Here is a 17,953-nt window from a genome sequence, read left to right as displayed (position 1 = left end):
CAACTGGCATATGCTGCTTGGTGTTTTCGGCGTTGGGCGCCCGCTCGGTCTCATTGGACCGGTTTTTCTCTCCACCCAGATCGGCAAGTATCTGCCCGGCAACGTCGGCCACCTCGTTGGCAGGGCAGTGGTGCTCAAATCTTACGACATACCTGTCAGCGCATCGACGAAAGCGATGATCGTCGAGGCGATCGCCCTGCTTTGCGTCGGCTTCGCCCTGGTTGCGGTGCTTTTGCGCGAATGGCTGATGCAGGCGCTGAAAATCAGCGAAGTTTCAACTTGGCTCGTAGTGGGACTTTTGTCCATTGTCGTGGTTGCGGCGGCGGCGGCCCTGGTGTTTCGAGACCGGATAGCCCCCTTCATCAGGCAACTCCTGGCCGACCTTGCCGCTTCGCGCAAACGGCTTCTTGCCGTCGGAACCATCGACCTCGTCAATTTCGGTTTGAATGGACTGGCACTGTGGTCTTCATCGGTGTTGTTGTTCCCGGACAAGCCGATTGGAATGCTCGCCTGCCTGGGGGTAGCGTCCGCATCGTTTCTGGCCGGCTACATCACGCCGGGATCGCCTGGAGGAATCGGTGTCCGTGAAGCGACAACCGTGCTGCTCCTCTACCCCACCTTTTCCGTAACCGAAGCCGCAACGATTGCGCTCCTGCTGCGCCTGGCAGCGACCCTGGCAGACCTTATGGGCTTTGTTTTGGGGATCGCTCTCCTGGCGCTCCGGAGGACTGGATCAGTCTCATGAAATTGACCGGACAACTTTCTTTCGCGCTGATCGCGGCCGCGCTCGTTTCGCTCGTCCTCGCGCGATTTCACGTCTTCAACGGCTATCTCGTGTTTGCTCTGGCGTATCTGGCGGCGCTGCTGTCGCCAAAATTTCCTGACGCCGATCAAAGATCGGCTGTTCTTGGTCCTTCGCTGCTTGCGCTGATTTTCGGAACCTACGTCTTCACGTTCGCCACGACGGAACTCGACACCGGGCGCGACAACGGTGTGTACAATATCATCGCCCAGACCTCGGCCGACTTTGGCTGGCCGAAGGTCGACGCCTGGGAACGGTTCGCTCGGGATGCAGCCGCTCACGCCGCGCCCGCGGAGTTGGATAGTTACCCGGGCATCTATCCCGGGCCGCCAGCGTCCCACGCGCAATTCAACCATGTCAGTGCGCTGTTTCGTGCCGCGTTCGTCGATGTTTTTGGAGAAAATGAGATCGCCATTTCGTCGGCCGTTCTGGCAACCTTGGCGCTGTTCTTCTTCTCGATGCTGGCACGAAGGCTGGTTGGTTCCTGGTGGCCGTTTGCGACGATATTGGTGGCGAGCAATGCCGCCGTGGTCTATGTGGCCAGATCGGCGCTGAGCGAAGTGTTCACGGTTTCATTGTTCTGCGTGGCGCTGTTGTTCATGATCAGATCGATCGAGCGGCGCTCCGCCTGGGAAACCTTCACAGCCAGCATCGCATTCGGCTGCGTCATGCTCTCGCGCGTCGACGGGTATCTCGTCGCATCCTTTTTCCCGCTATGGGTATTCGCGCTGCTGCGCTCCAACCCTCGTGACTGGCCGACGGCCCTTATCGCTCTTGTGCCTGCGACGGTTCTTTGCGTTTGGAGCATCGTCGATCTCCGGGACAATTCGTTCGGCTACTTTTCCGATCTATGGCCAATTGGCTTGGGGGCAAGCTTCTCGGGCGCCATTGCCTGCCTGCTGTTTTCCGCGCTTGAAATTGCCCTATCCGTAGCTGCGCCTCGGCGCTTCTCCGCGACGGGCGACTCTTTGGAGCGGTTGGCGCTGCCGCTTTCCAAGGCGTTCATTGCCCTTGGATTTGCGATCACGGTCTACGCACTTTTCAAGAGCGTTTTCGCCGACCAGTCAAAACACGATATCTATTTTGCATTCAGTTATGTTCGGGCGCCTCGCGAATTCACTTGGTACACGACAGTGCCTGCCTTGCTAATCTCATATGCGGGTGCCTGGCTGCTGGCGCGTCAAAATGGGCTAAAAGGCCTGGCATTTGCCGTGCCTTCCGTGCTGTTGATTGTCCTGATGCTCTTGTACACGCGGATTTCGCCAGATCACCCATGGGGAGCAAGGCGCTGGGTGCCATTTGCGATCCCATTGATGATCCTGCTGGCGACCGTTGCTTTGGGCAGCTTGGCCCAATACCGGCGTCGGCTCGGTCTGGGGGCTGGCCTTGCCTTGCTGGCACTCTACCTGGCTCAGCAGAACGCAATGGCACGCAATTGGTGGTTCGTTCCGCTACAAGAAGGGTGGGCGGGCGGCTACGATCGATTGGCCGCGGAACTCAGGAAACGAGGCGCGCCATACTATCTGACGAACTACTCCCCTACGGCCTCCGTTTTGACCTTTCTGGAAAGTGTTCCAACCCTGCCGGTTAAACAGCTCCTGACGGAGTCTCACGTAACCGAGCTCACCGACTTGCCGCAGGTCTGTGGGACATACATTGAGCCGGTGATTGGTTCGCGCGAGGAAGTAGAATGGATTGGTCCGCCCAATCAGGTTGTCGAGCGATGCATCCAGTCGAAAATATACGCGCCGGCGGACGTCGCGCAGGTTTCGAACAAGCCATACCGTCTGTTGACCGGCTGGCATATTCCGGAAGAGTGGGGCGCTTGGACCGGAGAACCGTGGGCGACACTTTCGCTAAGGGTTCCCAACCCAGGAAAACCAGCCAAGCTTCGGATCGCCGGCATGGCGTTCCTTGCGCCTCAGGATCCTACCCAGACGGTGACAATCTCCATCGCAGGTCAAGTAATCGGATTTCTGAATTTTACTGCTCAACAACCAACAACCGAGATGGCTTTCGACATCCCGAAAGCGCTGTCTTCGGACAATGAGATTGTAGTCACATTAGCTGTCGCGAAATCGTATTCGCCGCGACAACTTGGGCTTTCTACGGACGATCGGATGCTGGGATTCGGCCTGACCGATATCGCCGTCGATCAAGACTAGGCCAGGCATGTCCGACAGGAAGCTCGAACTCGACGTCCAGCTGTTGGGCCAATGAGTGTTCTTGTGATTTGAGGAGAAGGCGGTTAGCAACGGCCAGTAGTTTGCTACGTAAAGCATTCGAGTGAAACTCCGGAGTGCTACACATTGCTCGAGGTTGCTGAGTAGGATACTGCGGATCAATCGGCTCCGGGGAGCTACCATGAGCGATCTCGCAAGAGGTATCCATAACGGCCCCACACTCGGTCTTGCGACCGCACCACGCGGCGAGGATCGCGCGTACGTCTCAGAGAAAGTCAATGAACAGAAGACATATCCAGTTTGGTGAACAAGATGTCGCCCTCTGCGGACGCGAAGGGGACAGCTACTTTGACCATGCCGCTCCTATGCGCCATTCGCGTTTGCAATGCGCGCGCTTCCCGATGGCGCGGTTGTTTTCGACGTCGGATCCAATATCGGAATGACAGCGGTGGTTGCGGCGAAGTCGGGGGCTGCCAAGGTCTATGCTTTCGAACCAGATCCGAACGTGTTTCCGTTTTTGCTGGAGACGATCAAGGCCAACGCGGCTGCGGTGAACGCCTTCAATATCGCGCTGGGAGCCGAGGAGCGGTCGCTATCCTTCTTCTCCAACCCCGATTCCGCCTCAGCCAGCCACCTTGTGACGGGAGACACGCTTGGACATACCCCGACGGGAACGGTCAGGATGTCGACGTTCGATGCATTTGTGAAGTCGCATCGAATTGAGGCGATCGACTTCATCAAGATTGATGTTGAAGGCTTCGAAATAGACGTTTTGCGAGGTGCACGAGATACGATAGACCGCCTAAAGCCTTCGCTGCTCGTAGAATTCAACGCCTTCACCATGGTCGGTTTCAGGGATATAAACCCTCGCGACATGTTGCGGCTGCTAGGAGAAATGTTTCCGTACGTGTACCGTTTCAAGGATGGGCAGCCGCAATTGATCGATAGCGACGGTGCCGCACTCGCGTTTATTCACGACAATCTAGTTTCAGCCGGATGTGTGGACGACCTCTACTGCGCTTTCAGACCAATAGCAGCAGCATGAATTAGCGTGACCTTTGATGGCGCGTTTGGCAATTGGCTGGCCTCGTCCGAGCTTGTTGAATCAGGCTGCCAAGGATCGGGGTCACCGGCCTCGCGTTCCCATACGAAGATTTCGCGGACGCGCCGCATCGCTGACAGAGACGCTGGGCCTCATGATCAGACGAGGCAATGACATCGTCGCGTCTGATCATCTGCGTCTCCCCGCCATTCAGCCACCCTACGACTTCACTACAACGCCACGCGAAGAGGGTTGCCGAACCAACAGTTTCCCTCCTGGACGAGTTCAATTTCGACGAATTCGGCGCCGCTGTTTTTCAGCGACATCGGTACATTCACAGCCAGGTAGATCGTGTCGCCCGGCACCAGAACGAACGGGATATTGGTGCGCGCGTTGTTGTATTGGATTGACTGGCCGGCAGCGTCGAGCGCGTGGTAGCTCAGCGTGACGCCTAGCTGTCCGTCGGCTGCGCAAAGACTCGACCAGACCGTGTCGGAGAGGTTGGTCACATTGACGACGATCTTCAACGCGGCGCCGTCATCGGTCGCGTAGGGGCCCTCCACGAACTCCAGACGGTGAGCGCGCTGTTCTTCCTCGAGGGGCGCCATGACCCGCGTGGTGCCGAGATCGGTCCGCAGGGCGAGGGGTCTTGGATCCTTCGGCTCGTAGAGCTTGTACCATTTCTGCCCGACGACCACATCTTCGAGCTGTGTGGCGCTCTCGGACCAGGTTGGCCACGAGGCATCGCCGGTCTTGGCCGTGGCTGTGCTGTTCAGGAAGTCCTTGACCGCCGCGCCAAGTGCGGCGGCAGAGCCGGCTTCGAAGAAGGACGCGGCGGCCGCGCCCTTGCCCACCTCCCGGAACACCGGAATGTCGCTGGCTATCACCGGCTTACCGAAATGGCCCGCCTCGACGATGGGCAGGCCGAAACCTTCGGCGAAGGAGGCCGCGATCAGCGCGTCGCAACCAGTGTAAAGCGTGGCCAGGTCGCTATCGTCGACCTGTGAGTGCAGATGCAGGCGCTTGCCGAACTCCGCATGGCGCCTGATGCGGTCGTCGAGATACGCCGTTCCCCACCCGGTTTTCCCGGCGATGATCAGTTCGATGTCAAAACCGTCGGCCCACAACGCCTCGAAGGCATCCAGCGCAACGCGATGGCCTTTGCGCGGCTCCAGCGTTCCGACCATCAGGAAACGGGGGCGCATCGCGCCTGTGCTCGCGCGCGCCGGCTTGGATGCGGTCGGCCCCTTGGCGAAGTCCGCGCCAAGCTGCCAGTAGCCGACTTTCATCGGGCGCGGGAACCGGATGCCCGCGAGCAGATCCAGCAATTCGTCGGCGACCGCGCGCGAGATGCAGACAAAGCCCGTCGAATAGGCCAGCGCCGTCTGAAACCATGCGCTGAAGGCGGGCGGCATGCCCTCATGGCAAAAGGCGGCCGAGCGCAGGGGAACCGTGTCATAAAGACAGGAAATGACTTCGCCGCCCTTGATCAGGGCCGGGCGAAGGAATGCCGGATGCAGCGTGTGGTAGATCCACGAACTGTCCAGCATCAGGATCGTATCGCCGGCCTGGGGCAGGAGTCTGGTTGACGGCTGCTTGGGCGGCGCCCGTCCGGTCCACTCCCGGGCGAAATACCAACCGGATTCGTCGTCACAGAACGAGATGTACTTGCCCTCGTTCTTCGCTCGGCGCGGAAACATGCTTTCGCAGATCCGCCGAACGACCCGTTGAATGCCGCTCTTGCCGTCGTCGATCAGTGTCGAGCTCGCATCCACCAGCAGCCTCGGCCTGATGACTTCGGGCTCGGCGAGCGCCATCAAGGTCGCGACGTCCCGCTCTTCATCTTTCCTGACAGCGAGTGCCTCGACCAATCCGAACCGCGGCGGCGGTGCCGGTCGACGTTCCAGGCCCCGCAGACCCTCAACGACACGCTCCGAAACCCGGCTCCAGCTGAAAGCGTCTATCCTGTCCCGCGCCAGCTCCTTCAGTTTGCGCGTGTTGGGCTTGCCTACTGCGACGGCTTCGATCTTTGCGGCGAGGTCCGAGGGCGATGCGGGATCGAAGAGCAGCGCGTCATCCCCGACGATTTCCGGAAGCGCGCCGGCCCTGGCCGCGATCGCGGGTGTTCCACAGGCGATCGCTTCCAGCGCCGTCAGTCCGAAGCCCTCCATGAAGGAGGGTTGCACCAGGGCAAGGGCCTCCTTGTAAAGGCGAACCAGCGTCCGGTCATCGACCGCGCCGGCAAACACGATCCGGTCGGCCGGCAAACCACAGGATGCCCATACGTTGCGCAACTCGCCTTCTTCGACAGGGCCGACATCGCCGGCGATGACGAACTTCAGCCTTTCCCGCAACGGTTTGGACATCATGCAAAAGGCGGCCGGAACGATGGCGATGTTCTTCCGCCAGTCGAATCCGCCCACGTAAAGGAGGTATTCGCCCGCGATATCGTTGCGCTCCGTGCTGTCGTCGATCAGCTCGACGAACCTGTTCGATATTCCGGTCCCGATGTACAGGTCGTTTGTCGTATTGACGAAATGACGCAATTCGCCGGAAGAAAAATCGGAAATCGTGAAAGCGAGATCGAAGTCCCTGTAGCTGGAGAGGCGGCGATTGAAATATTCCTGCCGGCGGGGGTCCCGCATATATTTGTCGGGAAACCGGAACGGGATCGCGTCATAGAATATGGCCGCCGTTCTGACTGTCGCCAGGGGGCCGCCGAGGTAGGGAACCGCGGGGTCCAGGGCACCCTCGAAAGGACTGGCGGAGAGGGCGAGGTCCGGATTGAGTTGATTGACGTGGTGGACAAGGGCTATTTCGCTGCGCTTGCGCCATGGCGTGAATCCGAAGTCGGCTTCGCCCCCCTCGGCTTTCCCGTGCCAGACGTGAATACGCTCCGCCGGAACGATGTCCGCAAGCAGCGACCGCGCGGCCATTGCGCTATCGGCCATCGCGGCATTGAGCGAGACCTGCAGTTCGATGTCGTTCTCATGGGTGGAAAGACTGCGCAGCAGATCCAGGACGTAGCGTCCAATGCCGCGCATCCGGCTATGCGTCTGCAGGCACTGGCCGTCGATCCATAGCTTCAATGGCTCGCTGGTCATGTCGACTTTCCGGAGCTGAGACGCTTGCTCCAGGCCTGCAGGACAGCGGGATCGGGTTCGAGCGTCCAGCCTGTCTCTATGGTCACCAAGCCTCCATTGGTGCGGGCGAAGGTCAGCAGGCGGCGCTCGAGGGGCGGGGCAATTCTGACCATGCGCTGCACGAACGCGGCGGCGCGCGGCCTTCGGCGCAACCACAGCAGGCCATGTTGCATCACGAGCCTGGCGTTTGCCCTGGCGGGTCGGCGAAGGGGGGCGCCGGGAAAGGCATGGTCCCTTGGCTGCCCGAGAACTGTACGGTACAGCTGCTTCATCCCCCGCAAGGGAGCCGCAAGTCTCCACGACGTCGAATTCCTGAAGGCATCCGTCAGGCTCGACAGTTGCTCGACCTGTTCGGCAAGCCCCGTCTCCCTGTCACGCAAGCGGGCGATTTCGGCGTCCCGTTCCTGGATGGAGGCTTCCTTGGCGCCGACCTGCTCCCTGCTCGCGATTTCCTGCTCGGCAATTTGTTGGCGAAGACGCTCGATCTCCGCGTCGCGCGCGGTCACGGCCCTGTCCTTGATGATGTCCTTCAGTTGCTTGCCGAGGGCGGCAACCGTGTTCGTGAGCGCCGTATTTCCCGCACGCATCATCTCCGACTGGGCGGCGAGATTGTCGGTCAGTTGCTGAATTTGCTGCGCCGTCGAGGCCATCGTCGCCTTGAAGCCGTCCGACAAGCTGACGATCTCGTCATCGGCCGAACGGAGCCACTGCTTGATCTGTGCCATGTCGGCGGGCGGCTGCTGCGTTGCGGTTCCTACAAATGCCGCGAGGGCCTCGGATCCCTCCGCCGCACGCTTTCTTGCCAGGCAGGCATAGTCGCGCGCCACCTCGAACATGAGATGAACGCTGCGCTCGATCGGCCCTGCCTCGATCATCGGCGCGCCGTTCAGTCTGAGGATCGCTGTTTCGGCGAAGCCGGCCTGTCCCACCAGGAATTCGAGCAGAGCCGGTGGCAGCGGGCTTTTGTGCGTTGGGTCGAGATGGAAAGTATGCGTGCCGACCGAGATGTTTTCCGGGTTGGGCGTTTCCAGGATCAGCAGGCCGTCGTCGATCAGCACTCTGCGGCATTCATCCAGCAGCTCTATCAGGTAGTCGGTCGGCACATGCTCGACCATGTGGAATGCCGAAACGACCGCCACGCTGCTATCCGGCCTGCCGCCGAGATATTCGAGCGCGTCCTGCAGTTCGATCTTGTGGCCACGGTCGGTGGCTTCCTGCGCCATGCGCGCGTTCGTATCCACGCCAACCGCTTCCAGCCCGGCCTCGCCAAGCACCTCCAGCCACTCGCCGCGCCCGCAGCCGAGATCGATCGCGAGGCACGGCCCTTCCGCCTGTCGCGGCACTTGCGCCAAAAGGGGTTGGTAGACCTTCAGCCGTTCCTTGACGAGTTCCCTCGAACCGCGAAAGCGATCCTCGAAAGCCTTGTACAGTTCCTCAAAATTCTTTTTCATCGGGCAATTTCGAGCGCGTGTTCAACGCAGCCCGTCCCGGCAGTAACGGGACGGTCCGGAGGGATGACGACAAAGCCTTGAGCACTGTCGCCATCTATAAACGTCACGGATTCCAAAGCTGCCGCCTTGGTTCGCACTTCTGCTGCAGAACCAAACATCTCACTCTCGCCGCTGCTTGGCGTCAGCTCCGCCAAGCGCATGCCGCCTCCCACGGGCGGGTATGGCATGCGATGCCCGCCACGACAATGGCGGATTCCACGTGGCGCGGTCTGGTCGGCGCCATTTCCAGGAAGCGACACCAACAGACTTGAGCGCCTTTGCTGAAGGCGGGAGATCGGCTAAGGACCTGCCATTGAATCGGGATGTTCTCATGCGCGGCTTCGCGATCTGCACTGCACCACGGTCGGGCAGCAATTTCGTGTCACAACTGCTTTCCAGCACCGGTCAACTCGGCCGTCCATTGGAATATTTCAACGGCCCCGGACGGCGTTATTTCGACGATCCAAATTATCCCGACGACAGAGGCAGGCAAGTAGACAGAATCCTGACGATGGGCGCGACGCCCAATGGAATCTATGGGCTGAAGATATTTGCTCATCAGCACGATTGGATCGAAGGTGAAATAAAATGGACCTCGATGCTGCCGAACCTGCAGTTCGTATTCCTGCGCAGGCGCGACACACTTGCCCAGGCGATTTCCTGGACCCGGGCCCTGCAGACCGGCCAGTATCGGCACGGGCAGACGCCAACCGGTGAAGCAGGATTTGATGGCGAAGCGATTCTGGCCCGCCTTCGAGCAATCACGACGGAGTATGCCCGGTGGGAGATGTATTTCGCCAGGAACGAGATAGCAGCCTTGCGCATCATCTATGAGGAGTTGGTGGACGCGCCGCAGCAGGCAATCGATAGGATCGCCAGTCTCTTCGATTTGCGTGATGTGCACATCGATATGCGTCAGATCGGCGTCACCATGCAGCGGGACGAGATCAGCGAAAGCTGGCGTAAGCGCTTCGCCAAGGAATTCGGCGATCCAGACAGCATCGATAAGCTATAGGGTTTGTCATGGCACCACGCGCCGTTCATTGCCCGTGTATCGACAGTTCATTGGGAGGGGCCGGCGCCTAATGATACTCAGACACCCGCTGTCGATCCTGATCGCCAACATATATCTGACGGGCCGTTCGGGAACCGAGATCGTCACCCGGGAGCTCGCATTCGCCCTCATGCGCGCAGGGCACAGGCCGATCGTCTATGCGCCCGAGTTGGGACCGATCGCCCAGGAGATCCGGGCGCGCGGCATTCCCGTCACTGACGACATCTCGACCATCGCCGCGGAGGTCGACATCATCCACGGCAACCACACCCAGGTCACCGCAATCGCCGCGGCGCGCTTCCCGAATGCTCCCATCGTTTACTTCACCCACGATTTCGTCGCCTGGCACAGCGCGCCGCCGCTTCTCGCCAACGTCCGCAAATATGTCGCCGTCGACGATACGGTTGCCGAGCGGCTGCAGTCCGAAGCGGGCATTCCGGCCGACCGCATCGTCACGCTGCTCAACGCCGTCGACACTGACCGTTTCGCGCCTGGGCCGCCGCTGCCGGGACGTCCGCGCCGCGCCCTGGCTTTCGCCAAGAACGCGCAGCATCTGAGCGCGGTGCGGGCAGCCTGCGAGAAGCGGGGCATCGAGCTGGATGTGATAGGAGAAGCCGTAGGCAACATCGTCGACGAGCCCGAAACCCTGCTGCCGCAATACGATCTCGCCTTCGCGTCCGCGCTCAGCGCCCTCGAAGCCATGGCCTGCGGCCGCGCGGTCATCGTTTGCGACGGTCGCGGCCTCGCTGGAATGGCTCGCTCCGAGAACTGGGATACATGGCGGCGGCGCAACTTCGGACTGCGGGCGCTGCAGCAGCGCCTCTCGCCTAAGGCGATCGCGGCCGAGATCGATCGCTACGATGCAGCCGACGCAGCCGAAATCTCGAGGCGAACGCGCCAGGAGGCAAGCCTGTCAAAATGGTTGGACGCCTGCCTGTCGCTCTATGGCGAGGCGATCGGTCAACATCGCGCCGCGCCTGCGGCCAGCTACGCGTCGAACCTCTCTTTGGCGCGTCATATGCAGACCTGGCTGCCGAAGCCGGGGCGGCCGGCATGGCCGTGGATGGCGGAGCGCGAGGAGCTTCTGACGCGGCTGGCGCGCTTGCCGGCCGGGCTGGAACCGGTCAAGGCGAACGAGCCGGTTTCATTGGCGCTGGCGGACGAGCCCGAAAAATTTGTGCGCCTGACGGGGTTCGGCGCGGTTGAATCCTGGGGCGTGTGGACCGACGGCGAACTGGCGATGGTCGAATTCGAGATAGCCTACGGCCCTGCGCCAACCTCGCTCAGGCTGGTTCTTGAGCCTTTCCTTCATGCGCACCGCTCGGAAGTCGCCGCCGAGCTTTTCATCAACGGAACGTCCATTGAACGACGGCTGTTCGCGGCGCGGCAAGACTGGAAGGTGGCGCTGCCGCCCGGTTCCTTGCTCGCCCGGCATCTAACCATCGGCCTTCGGATCGAGAATCCGGCAAGTCCACGCCAACTCGGCCTGTCGAGCGATGAACGACGGCTTGGGCTGGGACTGCGCCTGATCGAACTTGGCGGATGAGCTGCTGGCTTACTTTCTGCCGGCGCTCGCGCCCGGGATTCATGGCGCCAGTTGCCTGGCCAGCGGCTCGACGTGCTCCTTGAAGCGCAGCACTGTCTTGTAGTAGCCGCTTTGGACCCGCTGCTCGCCCCAACGCTCATAGGCCGGCGGCTGCTCGGAGCATTCCGAAATGTCCAGATGATAGTCGACCGGGCTGAGGCGCTCCACGCCGAGGCTCGCAAGGCCGTGCGCCGCGCGCAGGCGGTCGGCCTCTTCGGTCAATTCCGGATAATTGGCTATGGCCCCAAGCTTTCGATCGAACGCCCCGGCGTCGAGGTGAAGCTCGATCCCGCCTCGCGAGGTTGTCTCGCGCCTGAGGGCGCCCGCCTCCAGCGGGAATTCGAGATTGGGCAGCTCACGGCCGTCTTGGTCGCGCAATCTCGCCAGCGCCGCATTGACGAGCAGCCGGCAGACGTCGTGCCCCGGATTGAACCCTTCGACCGCGTCGGCGGCGACATAGTCGATCGCTTCGCCGGCGAGAACCGTGATCATTTCGTCAACGAGCTGCTGGAATGTCTCCGCTTCGCCGGCCAGGATAGCCCGGTAGAGTTCCCGGTCCGCCATCTTGCCGAAGAACGCCGCCGCCGGGCGCGCGCCGGCGCCGGCCAGGACTTCGGCCGTGCGGTCGAGCCTGCCAACACCGAGATGGCCCGAGCCGTCGGTCAGCACGAGGACCAGGGGCTTGGCCGTCTCCATCCAATGGTGGACCCGCAGCTCATGCCCCGGATGGGCGACGACCAATGCCGCCTTCTTGCCGCGCCACCATCCGTGCTCGTTGCTGTCCATGGGTGCGCCCCCTAAATCTGATACTGAAATCAATCGACGTAAGATTAGGGTCCCGAAAGTCGATTGGCCTTAGCGTAATCCCGGGAAAAGTGCGAAGCGGTTTTCCGTCCCGAATTGCCTTAAAATGCAAGACCTCACATCTAGCGCACGCGCCATGGGCTTCAACCAAAATAGGCCGGGAGGACTTCATTGGCAGGGCCGTCCATCAGCACGCGGCCGTGTTCCATCCACAGGATTCGGTTGCAATTGTTCTGCAGCAGCTCGCGCGAGTGGCTGGCAAGGACGAGAATCTTGGTCGTGTCGACGATCTCGCGCAGCCGCTTGTCGGCCTTGTGCTTGAAATCCTCGTCGCCGGTCGAAAGCCATTCGTCCATCACGAGTATCTCCGGCCGGATCGCGGTGGACGTCGAGAATGCCAGGCGAAGCTGCATGCCGGACGAATAGGTCCGGAATGGCATGTCGAGGAAGTCGCCCAATCCGGTGAACTCGGCGATCTCGTCATACTGCTCCCGCAATTCTTCCGGACGCATGCCCATCATCGCTGCGCGCAACCTGATGTTTTCGCGGCCCGTTGCTTCCGGATCAATGCCCAGCGAGATATTGATGAGCGACACGCATTCGCCTTGGATCAAGGCGGATCCGCTCGTTGGCTTGTAGATGCCCGACAGGACGCGAAGCAGCGTCGTCTTGCCGGCGCCGTTGTGGCCGACAAGGCCGATCCGGTCGCCCTCCCGCAGGGAAAAACTGACATCCTCGAGGCCGCGCACGATGACATGGCCATCCCCACGGCGGTCGATCGCGCCGCCGGTCGCGACACTGAGCACCCTGTTCTTGAGGGAGCGGCTTGCCGCGTTGAACACCGGAAATTCGACCGAGACGCCGGTCAATGTGATGGAAGCCATAGCGGTGTTCAGAGCCAATAGGGGATGCGATGACGATAGCTGCCAAACAGGGCGAGGGCGGCCATCCAGCCGACGACCGCGAACACGACGCACGCCATCCAGCTGATCGCGGACGGCAATTCGCCCAGAAGCGGGTCCCGCACGACGCTGATCAGATGGTAGAAGGGATTAAGCTCCACCAGCCGCTGCGAGAAGCCGTCCGGAAGCGTTTGCGGCATCCACATCACCGGGGTCAGGTACATGATGACCTGCAGGAGGTTCTGCATCACCTGCGTCATGTCGCGGTAGCGCGCGCACAACACCGCCAGGATGAGCATGATCCAAAGCAGATTGAGCGACAAAATGACAAAGCCAGGCAGCGCCAGGAAGACGTGCCATGTCGGCCAGCGCCCGACGGCCAGCAGGACGAGGGGGTATATCAGGATGTTGTGGCCGAGGATGATTGCGTTGCGGTAGAGCGTCCGCAACACATGCGTGAACAGTGGCATGCGCACCTGAAGGATGATGCCCTCCGCGCCGACAAAGGCGATGCACCCCTCGTTGATCGACGTCGCGATGAAGCCCCAGAAGATCAGGCTGACGCAAATGTAGGGGAGAAACTCCTCCAGGGGTGTGCGGAACAGCGTGCCGAAGAGGAACCCGAGCGCGCCGATCAGGACGCCCATGTTGATGGTCAGCCAGAACACCCCGACACGCGAACGGCGATAGCGCTGGGCCACGTCCTGCCAGCTGAAAGTCGTCGCGAGGTGATGTTTCGTCAGCGCCGCGCCTATGTCGGCGAACGCATCTGCAAGGAAGCCCGTTTTAGTCGGCAGCATATGTCCCGATCGTTTGTCCTGCCCAGGCCCGGCTGTGTGCGAGGTTCGATACATTATTGCCCTGTGGACATCAAGTTGATGAGCCTCCGCGGGAAACTATGCCGGCCGCCCCGGATTGCGTGCATCAACGGGCGCCGCACATCCGCCGCCAATAGCCGAAAACGTCGGCGATTGTCTGCTCGAATGGCACCAGGGGCCTCCAGTTCAGCCTGTCGCGCGCCTTCGATGCATCACCGCATGCGAAGGGCGTATCGTTGAGCCTTAGTCTTTCCGGATCCGTGCGCACCTCGATATCGATGCCCGACCGCGCGATAAGCATGTCGAGGATATCCCGGATCTTGCGGGGCTGTCCGGACGCTATGTTGAAGACACAGTCCGGTTCGGCATCGACGTCGACCATGGCCAGACGCGCATAGGCGCGCACGACGTCGCGGACGTCGAGGAAATCCCGCTCGACCTCCAGATTCCCCACATGGATGACCGGCTCGCTTTTACCCGCCACGATCTCCGCCACCTGGCGCGCGAAAGCGGGAACCACATAGGCGTCGGACTGGCCGGGGCCGGTATGGTTGAACGGCCGGCAGCGGACTGCCCGCAGCCCGTCATAGGCCATCTGCCCGATCATCAGGTCCGCGGCGGCCTTGGTGGCGCCGTACACCGTCGTCGGCCGAAGCGGTTCGCTTTCCGTCACCGGCCGGCCGGCAGCACTTTGGAACGATGCTCCATAGGCTTCCGAACTGCCGACATAGACGAACCTGGCCTCCGGAGCATGGCGCATCGCCGATTCGGCGAGGTTCATCGTCCCCGTCACGTTGACGTCCCATGCATGTCGCGGCGCGTTGCGCGCATCCGCCGGCGCCGCCACCGCCGCCAGGTGCACAAGCGCTGTTGGACGGGTCTTTCGGATCGCTGCCTCGACCGCGCTCCTGTCCATGAGGTCGATCGGGTTCATCTGCCTCTTGCCGTGGCCGAAGGCGAACACCTCGCACTTGCCATGGTCTCGCGCGAGCAGCTGTAACAGCGCCGAGCCGACAAAGCCGCTTGCCCCGGTGATCAGAATGCGATGCGTCAAGCTATCGACCATTACGCAAAGGGCTCTCTGCTCGACCTAGCGTGCGGGCTGGTTGGTGTGACGTTCAAGGTCGGCATCCACCATTTCCCGGATCATGTCTTCCAGCGAAATCGTCGCTTCCCACCCCAGCTTGGCCTTTGCCTTTGCCGGATTTCCGAGCAGGATTTCGACTTCGGCGGGCCTGAACAGTTCGGGGTCGATGACCAGATGGTCCTCGATGTTGAGTCCCACATGCTCGAAGGCGATGCGGCACATGTCGCGCACGGTCGTCGTCCTGCCGGTGGCCACGACATAGTCGTCCGCCACATCCTGCTGTACCATCAGCCACATGGCGCGGACATAGTCTTTGGAGTGGCCCCAGTCGCGCTTGGCGTCGATATTGCCGAGCCGCAATTCCCTGGACAGGCCCTTCTTGATGCGCGCGACCGCATCCGTGACCTTGCGTGTCACGAACTCGATGCCGCGCAGCGGCGATTCGTGGTTGAACAGAATGCCGCTCGAGGCATGCAGGCCGAAGCTTTCGCGGTAGTTGATGGTGATCCAGTGGCCATAGAGCTTCGCCACCGCATAGGGCGAGCGGGGATGGAAGGGGGTCGTTTCCGACTGCATTGGCTCCTGGATAAGGCCGTACATCTCCGACGACGAGGCCTGATAGAAGCGCGCCTCGGGGATTTCGAGGCGAAGCGCCTCAAGCACGTTGGTCACGCCGATGCCGGTGACGTTGCCCGTCAGGATCGGCTGCTGCCACGATGACTTGACGAAGGACTGGGCGGCAAGATTGTAGACCTCGTCCGGCCTGATGTCGCGCATCGTTCGGGCCAGGCCGGAAAGATCCGTCAGGTTTCCGTCGACGATCCTGACGTCCTTCTCGATACCGAGCCATTTCAGGCGTGTCGTGTTGACGTCGGCCGTGCTCGATCGCCGCGCAAGTCCGTGGACCTCATAGCCTTTGGCGAGCAGCAGTTCCGCCAGATAGGCGCCGTCCTGTCCGGTGACGCCCGTTATCAATGCTGTTTTTGTCATCAATGCTCTCGATGTGTCCGATGATTGCTCCACCCAAGCCCGTGTTGCCGATGTTGCCCGCCCCAGCCCGGCGAGCCAATGAAATTGTCAGGCGCGACCGTATACGTCGTCAAAGCGCACGATGTCATCCTCGCCCAGATAGTCGCCACTCTGGACTTCGATAATCACCAGGTCGATCTTGCCCGGGTTTTCAAGCCGATGCTTATGGCCACAAGGAATGTAGGTCGACTGATTGGTCGCCAGGAGCAGTTCCTCGTCGCCATTGATTATCTTGGCCGTGCCGCTGACCACGACCCAGTGTTCCGAACGATGGTGATGCATCTGCAGGCTCAGGCGCCGGCCAGGCTTGACCTCGATGCGCTTGATCTTGAAGCGCTCGCCTTCCTCGAGGACCGTATAGGTACCCCATGGCCGGTGCACGGTGCTGTGGAGCAAGTGCGCCTCATGCCCGGAAGCCTTGAGGGATTCGAACAGCTTCTTGACGTCCTGGACGCGGTCGCGGGACGCCACCAGCAATGCGTCCGGGGAATCGACGATCACCAGGTCACTGACGCCGACAGTGCCGATGACGCGTTTGTCGGAACTGATGAAGCTGTCCGCGGTGTCGACCATGCGAACGTCACCGCGAATCCGGTTGCCGCTCTGGTCGGGGGCGACCAGTTCGGCCATCGCGTTCCATGATCCAATGTCGTTCCATTCCATGTCGCAGGGAACGACGGCCAGGTTTTGCGCCTTTTCCATCACCGCATGGTCGAGCGAAATGCGCGGAGCCATGGCGAAATGCTCAGACGAGAGTTCGATGTTGGCGAAACCTTCGCCCCGGCTGACGTGGCTGTCCTCGTAGCTGGCGACAACGGCGTCGATCACCGCGGGGCAATGCTTGGCCATTGCCTCGAGCATGACCTGCGCGCGGAAGCAGAAAATGCCGGCGTTCCAGAAGAACCGCTTGGACGCGACATAGGCCTTGGCCGTCTCCAGATCCGGCTTCTCGACGAAGCGGACAACCTTTTCGCCGTCTGCCTCGATATAGCCGAAGGCCGTGTCCGGCCTGGTCGGATTTATGCCCAGCGTCGCGATGCGTCCTTGCCCGGCATGCTCGATCGCCCTGGCCACGGCGCTCAGGAATGCTGGCACGTTTCCGATCATGTGGTCGGCTGGGAAAATGCACAGGATGACGTCGGGGCCTTGCATTGCCTTGGCGTGGATCGCAGCCGCGGCCACGGCTGCAGCCGTATCGCGGCCCTCAGGCTCGAGCAGGAAGGTCCGCTGAGGAACAACGGGCTCCAGAGCGTCGAAGTCGTCTGTCGTGAGGAAGAGGTGTTCCCTGGACGTCACCGTGACCAGCTCGACGACGTCCCTGATCGAGGCGGCGCGCAACGCGGTATGCTGGATCAGTGAATGTCCGTCCGCCACCTTCAGGAACGGCTTGGGATGCGACTGCCGCGAGGCAGGCCACAGGCGCGAGCCGGCTCCACCGCTGATGATCACCGGAACGACTTTCATCAAATGCCCTGTGTGCCCGGAGATGCGAATGCCCGAGCCTTCTCCAGTGTCAATGCCACGATCGCCGTCGCCCTGGCATAGCTCGCGGCCTCCGAATAGCAGCGCAATTCCGGCGCATTTCCGGACGGCCGCAAATGTATGATCTCGCCACTATCCATCCGCGCCCTGAGGCCATCGGTTTCATCGATTTCGGCAACAGTGCCAAACGGAGCCAGGAATTGCTGCAGCGCATCGGGGTTGGCGAGTTGGGTCATCAACCGGCTTGAACTCTCCACCGGGAAGTTCTCGAGTCGCTCACTCGCGCAGAACGGAAGGTCCCAAAGCTCGCGCAAACGCGACAGCGGTCTTTTCGTCGATGCCATGGTGCCGAGCACGGCAAGGATCGGTAGCAGCGAGTCGCGTGTCGGCAGGGCCGCCAGCGTCTTTCCATTCAGCAGGCAATCCGATCCCAGGAGGACGCCGCCATTGGCCTCGAAGCCGATGACGATGTTGCCGCCACGGTACGACACTTCCATGCCATCGATGACGAACGGCGACCCGACCTTGGTTC

14 protein-coding genes and 1 pseudogene are annotated in these 17,953 nt (G+C 61.3%); 5 read left to right on the top strand and 10 right to left on the bottom strand.

The annotated features are described in order from the left end of the window. The 3 genes from EOA33_RS06495 to EOA33_RS06485 form a co-directional block, all read left to right on the top strand. Nucleotides 1–745 (top strand): lysylphosphatidylglycerol synthase domain-containing protein (locus EOA33_RS06495; protein WP_145989078.1); only part of this gene is annotated, 745 nt, incomplete at its 5' end. After that, nucleotides 742–2,967 (top strand): glycosyltransferase family 39 protein, encoded by a 2,226-nt coding sequence (locus EOA33_RS06490; RefSeq protein WP_127405256.1) that lies wholly within the window; start codon nucleotides 742–744, stop codon nucleotides 2,965–2,967. The genes EOA33_RS06495 and EOA33_RS06490, both read left to right, overlap by 4 nt. A gap of 403 nt (nucleotides 2,968–3,370) precedes the next feature. Next, nucleotides 3,371–4,030, top strand: a complete 660-nt coding sequence (locus tag EOA33_RS06485) for an FkbM family methyltransferase (RefSeq protein WP_127405255.1) — start codon at nucleotides 3,371–3,373, stop codon at nucleotides 4,028–4,030. A 227-nt stretch (nucleotides 4,031–4,257) separates the two neighbouring features. Here EOA33_RS06485 and EOA33_RS06480 read toward each other — a convergent pair whose 3' ends face one another. Genes EOA33_RS06480 through EOA33_RS06470 form a run of 3 tightly spaced genes read right to left on the bottom strand, consistent with a single transcriptional unit; the run spans nucleotide 4,258 to nucleotide 8,815 of the window. Continuing rightward, on the bottom strand, nucleotides 4,258–7,131 hold the full coding sequence (locus EOA33_RS06480; protein ID WP_127405254.1) for a glycosyltransferase family 1 protein: 2,874 nt from the start codon (nucleotides 7,129–7,131) through the stop codon (nucleotides 4,258–4,260). Beyond that, complete coding sequence (locus EOA33_RS06475) at nucleotides 7,128–8,621, bottom strand: methyltransferase domain-containing protein (protein WP_127405253.1); 1,494 nt, start codon at nucleotides 8,619–8,621, stop codon at nucleotides 7,128–7,130. The genes EOA33_RS06480 and EOA33_RS06475 overlap by 4 nt, the downstream gene beginning before the upstream one ends. Beyond that, complete coding sequence (locus tag EOA33_RS06470; RefSeq protein WP_127405252.1) at nucleotides 8,618–8,815, bottom strand: hypothetical protein; 198 nt, start codon at nucleotides 8,813–8,815, stop codon at nucleotides 8,618–8,620. Before EOA33_RS06470 ends, EOA33_RS06475 begins: the two co-directional genes overlap by 4 nt. A gap of 176 nt (nucleotides 8,816–8,991) precedes the next feature. On the opposite strand from EOA33_RS06470, the gene EOA33_RS06465 reads away from it, so the two are divergent. After that, nucleotides 8,992–9,675 (top strand): Stf0 family sulfotransferase, encoded by a 684-nt coding sequence (locus EOA33_RS06465; RefSeq protein ID WP_189375241.1) that lies wholly within the window; start codon nucleotides 8,992–8,994, stop codon nucleotides 9,673–9,675. A gap of 70 nt (nucleotides 9,676–9,745) precedes the next feature. Further along, on the top strand, nucleotides 9,746–11,260 hold the full coding sequence (locus tag EOA33_RS06460) for a glycosyltransferase (protein WP_126055855.1): 1,515 nt from the start codon (nucleotides 9,746–9,748) through the stop codon (nucleotides 11,258–11,260). Nucleotides 11,261–11,299: 39 nt separating this feature from the next. Here EOA33_RS06460 and EOA33_RS06455 read toward each other — a convergent pair whose 3' ends face one another. From EOA33_RS06455 to EOA33_RS06425, 7 genes and pseudogenes are all read right to left on the bottom strand, one after another. Then, complete coding sequence (locus EOA33_RS06455) at nucleotides 11,300–12,085, bottom strand: hypothetical protein (RefSeq protein WP_127405249.1); 786 nt, start codon at nucleotides 12,083–12,085, stop codon at nucleotides 11,300–11,302. Nucleotides 12,086–12,246: 161 nt separating this feature from the next. After that, nucleotides 12,247–12,987: an ABC transporter ATP-binding protein gene (locus EOA33_RS06450; RefSeq protein ID WP_126055853.1), complete on the bottom strand. Its 741-nt coding sequence runs from the start codon at nucleotides 12,985–12,987 to the stop codon at nucleotides 12,247–12,249. An 8-nt stretch (nucleotides 12,988–12,995) separates the two neighbouring features. Further along, nucleotides 12,996–13,805, bottom strand: a complete 810-nt coding sequence (locus tag EOA33_RS06445; protein ID WP_127405248.1) for an ABC transporter permease — start codon at nucleotides 13,803–13,805, stop codon at nucleotides 12,996–12,998. 124 nt (nucleotides 13,806–13,929) lie between these two features. Continuing rightward, nucleotides 13,930–14,877: a GDP-mannose 4,6-dehydratase gene (locus EOA33_RS06440; RefSeq protein WP_245482256.1), complete on the bottom strand. Its 948-nt coding sequence runs from the start codon at nucleotides 14,875–14,877 to the stop codon at nucleotides 13,930–13,932. 36 nt (nucleotides 14,878–14,913) lie between these two features. Further along, complete coding sequence (gmd, locus tag EOA33_RS06435; protein ID WP_127405246.1) at nucleotides 14,914–15,900, bottom strand: GDP-mannose 4,6-dehydratase; 987 nt, start codon at nucleotides 15,898–15,900, stop codon at nucleotides 14,914–14,916. Nucleotides 15,901–15,987: 87 nt separating this feature from the next. Then, complete coding sequence (locus tag EOA33_RS06430; protein WP_127405245.1) at nucleotides 15,988–17,403, bottom strand: mannose-1-phosphate guanylyltransferase/mannose-6-phosphate isomerase; 1,416 nt, start codon at nucleotides 17,401–17,403, stop codon at nucleotides 15,988–15,990. After that, nucleotides 17,403–17,953: pseudogene (locus EOA33_RS06425) on the bottom strand (phosphomannomutase); the annotation flags it as partial. The pseudogene EOA33_RS06425 and the gene EOA33_RS06430, both read right to left, overlap by 1 nt.

The organism is Mesorhizobium sp. M4A.F.Ca.ET.050.02.1.1 (assembly GCF_003997725.1).
In the GTDB taxonomy this organism is placed as follows: domain Bacteria; phylum Pseudomonadota; class Alphaproteobacteria; order Rhizobiales; family Rhizobiaceae; genus Mesorhizobium.
This window is presented reverse-complemented; position numbering and strand designations above follow the sequence as displayed.

Bases quoted from the DNA above. Each gene is read 5' to 3' on its own strand.
- EOA33_RS06450 (WP_126055853.1), bottom strand. From the start codon at position 12,987: ATGGCTTCCATCACATTGACCGGCGTCTCGGTCGAATTTCCGGTGTTC.
- EOA33_RS06480 (WP_127405254.1), bottom strand. From the start codon at position 7,131: ATGACCAGCGAGCCATTGAAGCTATGGATCGACGGCCAGTGCCTGCAG.
- EOA33_RS06455 (WP_127405249.1), bottom strand. From the start codon at position 12,085: ATGGACAGCAACGAGCACGGATGGTGGCGCGGCAAGAAGGCGGCATTG.
- EOA33_RS06430 (WP_127405245.1), bottom strand. From the start codon at position 17,403: ATGAAAGTCGTTCCGGTGATCATCAGCGGTGGAGCCGGCTCGCGCCTG.
- EOA33_RS06460 (WP_126055855.1), top strand. From the start codon at position 9,746: ATGATACTCAGACACCCGCTGTCGATCCTGATCGCCAACATATATCTG.
- EOA33_RS06485 (WP_127405255.1), top strand. From the start codon at position 3,371: ATGCGCGCGCTTCCCGATGGCGCGGTTGTTTTCGACGTCGGATCCAAT.
- EOA33_RS06465 (WP_189375241.1), top strand. From the start codon at position 8,992: ATGCGCGGCTTCGCGATCTGCACTGCACCACGGTCGGGCAGCAATTTC.
- EOA33_RS06490 (WP_127405256.1), top strand. From the start codon at position 742: ATGAAATTGACCGGACAACTTTCTTTCGCGCTGATCGCGGCCGCGCTC.
- EOA33_RS06475 (WP_127405253.1), bottom strand. From the start codon at position 8,621: ATGAAAAAGAATTTTGAGGAACTGTACAAGGCTTTCGAGGATCGCTTT.
- gmd (WP_127405246.1), bottom strand. From the start codon at position 15,900: ATGACAAAAACAGCATTGATAACGGGCGTCACCGGACAGGACGGCGCC.
- EOA33_RS06445 (WP_127405248.1), bottom strand. From the start codon at position 13,805: ATGCTGCCGACTAAAACGGGCTTCCTTGCAGATGCGTTCGCCGACATA.